The organism is Microbacterium sp. JAI119, from assembly GCF_013410135.1.
Lineage (GTDB): Bacteria > Actinomycetota > Actinomycetes > Actinomycetales > Microbacteriaceae > Microbacterium > Microbacterium oxydans.
Map to the genome: position 1 here is coordinate 1 of NZ_JACCCK010000014.1, position 4,649 is coordinate 4,649.

4 protein-coding genes are annotated in these 4,649 nt (G+C 62.4%); 3 read left to right on the forward strand and 1 reads right to left on the reverse strand.

Annotated features, from left to right (window positions below; all coding sequences use genetic code 11):
- Nucleotides 1-458: helix-turn-helix transcriptional regulator (locus HDC31_RS20545; protein ID WP_308472287.1), on the reverse strand; the 458-nt coding region annotated here is incomplete at its 3' end.
- Between the two features lie 56 nt (nt 459-514).
- On the opposite strand from HDC31_RS20545, the gene HDC31_RS20550 reads away from it, so the two are divergent.
- From HDC31_RS20550 to HDC31_RS19950, 3 genes are all read left to right on the forward strand, one after another.
- Nucleotides 515-937, forward strand: coding sequence for a hypothetical protein (locus tag HDC31_RS20550; RefSeq protein ID WP_113680080.1), 423 nt, complete (start codon nt 515-517; stop codon nt 935-937).
- 1,649 nt (nt 938-2,586) lie between these two features.
- Nucleotides 2,587-3,036 (forward strand): hypothetical protein, encoded by a 450-nt coding sequence (locus HDC31_RS19945; RefSeq protein ID WP_147251141.1) that lies wholly within the window; start codon nt 2,587-2,589, stop codon nt 3,034-3,036.
- The gene (locus HDC31_RS19950) at nt 3,033-4,070 is read left to right on the forward strand and encodes a hypothetical protein (RefSeq protein ID WP_218867966.1); all 1,038 of its coding nucleotides are present in this window, start codon (nt 3,033-3,035) and stop codon (nt 4,068-4,070) included. The genes HDC31_RS19945 and HDC31_RS19950 overlap by 4 nt, the downstream gene beginning before the upstream one ends.
- Nucleotides 4,071-4,649 lie beyond the last annotated feature (579 nt).

A 4,649-nucleotide genomic window follows, 5' to 3' on the forward strand; every position in this document is an offset into this window, starting at 1 on the left:
CGGAAAGCATAGAGCATACTTTCCGAGTTGGAAAGCAGGCTCACGTGGGCCAGTTCAGAGCGACATCCCTGGGCCACTTCAGCTTGACATAGCCACGCGGGACTACCCGGCCGGGACTCGCCCTTCTCATACTTCTGATACGTGTATCGCGTCAGGCCAGAGCGGTACGCGACGTCTTCTCGACTCAGCCCGCTACGCTCTCGGAGGGTGCGAAGCGTCGAGCGATCTCCGCATTTCGAGGGGCTGCCGCGACGGAGTGGCGGAGGCGGGACATGATCGCGTGGGATGCGGGGGTGATGTGGAGCCTCCGCGTGGGCGCACCTTTCGGGAGCAATCCCGCAAGTGGCGATGTTCGCACCGCGACGCGTCGGGGGCTGTTGTGGGAGGTACGTCGATGCAGCAGTCGTCGAGGGATGTGAGGAGGCCGAGTGGATAGCCACTATCCGAGTGCCGTGCACAGTGTCCTCGAGGGGATTGACCCGGGATGGCCTCGCGTGGTGGATGTGGGTGTCGGGTGGTGCTCGTCGAGGGGCGTACCGGGGAGGACGCCGCGTTGGCGCAGACCTTCCGCCGATGGACGGTGCTCGGGATGGACAGTTTCTCGTTGCAGACCCATGCCGATCAACGCGAATGGGCGCGATTGATGAGTTCGCTGAATAAGGCGATCGTTCTCGGTGAGGGCCATGAGCGGATGATCCAGAACCCGTCGACGTACATCTTCGTCCCCACCGGAGGCAACATCGGGTCTCTGATGGATCTGGTTCGCCGGGGGACGAGCCGAGCGATACGAACAGATCGTGAGTTCCTCGACCCGGAGTTGCTGGACACCATTCGATTGGACGAAGGAGCGGAGTCCGGTCGGGCAGATCGCGAGCGAAAATACCGGCGGATGCTCGAGCGTGAACGGGTCGACGACGAGCCGGGAGGCGACTGGTGAGCGGGGCAAGCTTCCACCGACAGTGACGTGCACCGGTTCTCGCGCACGGCGCCACTTCCCGTTCTCGCAGCTCTGCGTGCTGCAGGCGCTGATTTCCTCCAGCGGGTCGGGGTGCACGAGCCTGTCACGTGGTGCCCACCGTTCGAAATGGTGGCTGTCGAATCGCTCGCGGTCGCTTCGACGACGATTGAGGGACGACAGCAGTGGAAGCCTCGTCGCCCGACTCGAGGCGCTCCCGACGGGGAGCAGGCCATCTCGGTCCGGGAGCCCAACGCAGGAGGGGTGTCGAACAGGGCAGCCGCCCGAATGCTGGGCCCATCCCGACGGAGCATCGCCCGCACGCTTGCCGCGGATGGAGCCCTCGCGGAGCCCGGGAGGCCCGTGCAGTTTCGCATCGACCCGGACTGGTTGACCGAGCAGCATGGCGATCGCGGACGTAGCGTGGCCGATCTCGCGCGGGAGGTCGGGTGCAGGTGCCACGACGATCCGTCGACACCTCAGCTCGTGACACCACATGGCTGACCCGAATCCCCGGAAATATAGCTAGCCGAGACCAGTGCGAGTCGAGCACGAGGCGATCGTTCTGAGGGGACGCCGACGGAAGCTCACGACGTTCGCCCTGGCGGTGCTGTGCCGTACGTGACGGACAAGATGATCACCGGAGTGTCAGCGAGGGGGCGCATCCGGCCGTGAACGGAGATTTCACCCGCGGCTCAACCCTGGCTGGAAACTACCGTGGAAGGATGACAACAGCACGTAGCTCCTCCTCTCCCAGTGCGGGTTCGGCCTGGCTCAGGGCGGACTCTTCTCAAGCGCGGGTATACCCCCGGACCGATGCCGGAAGCAGTCTTCCGTGACGGGGCGCAGCAACGGGTCGCTCTGATATGCACTGGGCCCCTCGGTGTCAGATGGGCTCACGCCGGGGTCACCTCGCAGCTGCGTCCGCGCTAGCATGACGAAATGCGGAACCACTTGGGGACTGCGGCACTCGGTGTCGCCACGGCGCTTATTGTGTGGGCACTCACTGAGTGGCTCAACCTCCTCCCGTTGCCGTGGTCAGTCGCTTCGGGGATCGTCGCGGGTGTACTTGTTGCTGGCGTGGCGTTCCTGATCCTTCGTCGACGTGACCCTGCGAGTCACCGCGTAGCATCCGGGATTCGCGCTGGCGGAAGCGTCCGGATTGAAGATGTGACATCTACGACCCGTGGAAGCGCAACGGAATCATCCGAGGTCGCATCCGATGTTCGCTCCAAAGCCGATGTTGACATCTCAAAGGTTCGGGACGAGCGCAGTTGAGCGTGACTCACCTCAATTGGTCCTCGGAGTTGGATGCTGTCGTTGGGTTTCTTGACGGTCCAGGGGGTGTGCTTCACGTTCGGGGTGGCGTGGAGTGCATGCCCTCCGCGTTCGTTGGTGCGCTGACTGCTCACGCACAAGCCGCACCGCGGGGCCTGCTCACGGTGGTGATCGATCCCCACAATCAGTTGACAGGGAGTCCGCTCGCGGCGTTCCGTACGATCCTCCGCTCGGTCGGCCGGGATCGGCCGCTTCGGCCACCCAACAACGCGATTTCAGTGTCCGTAGCTAGCGACGTTCGTTCGCTGTTCGGCGACGTAAATATAAGCAACGTGACTGTCAACGTTGGCAGCATGAGCGAGTCCGAGGAGTTCGCGACGCTCTTAGAGTTGACGCAGGCTGAGATTGACGGCGGTCGCCGTTTTGCTGATCTCGTCGTGGTGTTCACCAACTGCCACGACATGGATTACTCGCTCCGCAAGGTTTTCTACTTCAGCTTGTGGGAGCCGATCCTGCGTCAGATGTCCGAGCTCGGAGCGAAGATGATCTTCCAGTACTCGCCATCGATGATGAAGACAGACACGCAGTCGCTGCCCCCAATCGCGAGTGACTCGGTCCTCCTTCCGGCCACTCTGGACGATGTCACGGATGAGTTCGCAGAGCTGGCTGTAAGTCTCGGGTGGGAAGAGAACCTCCACGATGGCGAAGTGCTGGCGCGCGGGGTGCTTGAGACAAGCACGGACGTAAGTCAGGTGTACTCTGCAATGGCACGGCTCGCCTTCCGGACGAGGGGTGACAGGTGATGTCCGCTACCGAGATCGAATCTAAGCCTGAGCTCATCGTTCTCGCAGCTGCGAGTTCCCAGACGGACGCGTTCGCACAGCGGGCTCTTCAGGCATTCGGGTTTTCGACCGATGTGCTTCTGCCGCTCACGATGTTCGGGTTTATCTCGCGCGCGGCGCATGAGTGGCAAATCGAGCCCGGGTTGCGGCGACGTGTTCTCGAGAAGGCTCCGCAATACCCAGAGCTCTGGCGGGCGGTGAACCGTCACTATCTTGAGTTGGCTGGTTCAGCGATGGAGGGGCTACCCGCATATCTCGCGACAGGGCCTGGGTTCGCGTACCACTCGACCGAGCTCGATCCGTCTGAGGGAGTCCATCGCTATCGGGAGGTGGCGGAGCTCGATGTCCTCGCGGCTAACGTGCAGGGCCTTCGTCTTGCCGATGAACAGGCTGAGCGTGGTCTCATTGAGGCGGATTCCCCGGACTTATTGTTCCTCCGAGCTATGACCTATTACCGGTCGCACCGACAGGCCGAGGGCATTGAGCTTCTTCGGGCTTTCATGGGCAACGACGATGGCTCGCGTGAGGTTGCGATTGCCCAGCACCTCGTGGCGCATTGGGATTGTCAGCGCGGAGACTTGAATGCCCAACAGGCTTCGAGAGTCCTTTTCAAGAAGAGTCTGAACAACGCCGTGAAGCGCGGGGATAAGTGGCATCAGGCGCAGGTCACGCATTCGATGGCGCTGTGCATAGCGAAACAACGACCAAAGTCAGCCTTGCAGGCCGCTAGCTTGTTGGAGTCGAGCCTTCAACTCTTGTCGGAAGCGGGCGATCAGTGGGGTCGCGCCAAGGTGCTTCATTCACTCGGCCAGGTACTCACCGACCAGCCAGCCGAGCATGCCCGCGCGCTCAAGTATCTCAATGAAAGCCGTGCAATCGGGTTGGCTCTGGGCTACCAGGGACATGTTCGGCTAGTCGACGAATCTCTAGCGGAGTGGCGAAGCCGTCGGCCGAGCGAGTCGACCCGACGCCGGCGCGCGAGAAAAAAGAAGTGATTCTGCCGAGCGCTCGTTATGTGGATTACACCGTGGTGATACGGCTGCCGAGAGCATCTCTTACTGGCATCAGCCACTGAGACCTGAGGCTTCCCGCAGAGCCGCAGCGCGCGGCGACCGCGCCATGGCACGATCTCGGGGGGTGAGCAGTCGCGTAAGCCGATACATAGACCAGCTGGTCGACCGCAGGTCTAGGGATCCGCCATTTCGCGCGGAAATTATTACCGACAATCACCGCCAACTGCCTGGGAAAAGCGGGCATTCTTTGCCATCTCGTCCGCGAACCTACACTGACCCGGGGATTCCGGCGCTGATCGCGTTCCACCTCTGAAGGTTGCCGACCGAAACGCATACGCTCACGCAACATCGGATGCGGTGGGGTGGACGTATGAACCCCTCTGCTCGCCCTCGCGCATCCTCCGGTCCCCGGCTGCTCGTCGCGGGTCTCGCAGCGTTGGCGGTCGTCGCCGTCACACTGACACCGTGATGGCGCTCATCGAAATTCCCCAGAGTTGCTCATCGGAATTCCTCAGGTCGCGTGGTCAGGTTAGCGCAGGTTCGTGCCGGTCGTGACGCGGC

Bases quoted from the DNA above. Each gene is read 5' to 3' on its own strand.
- HDC31_RS19945 (WP_147251141.1), top strand. From the start codon at position 2,587: ATGAGCGAGTCCGAGGAGTTCGCGACGCTCTTAGAGTTGACGCAGGCT.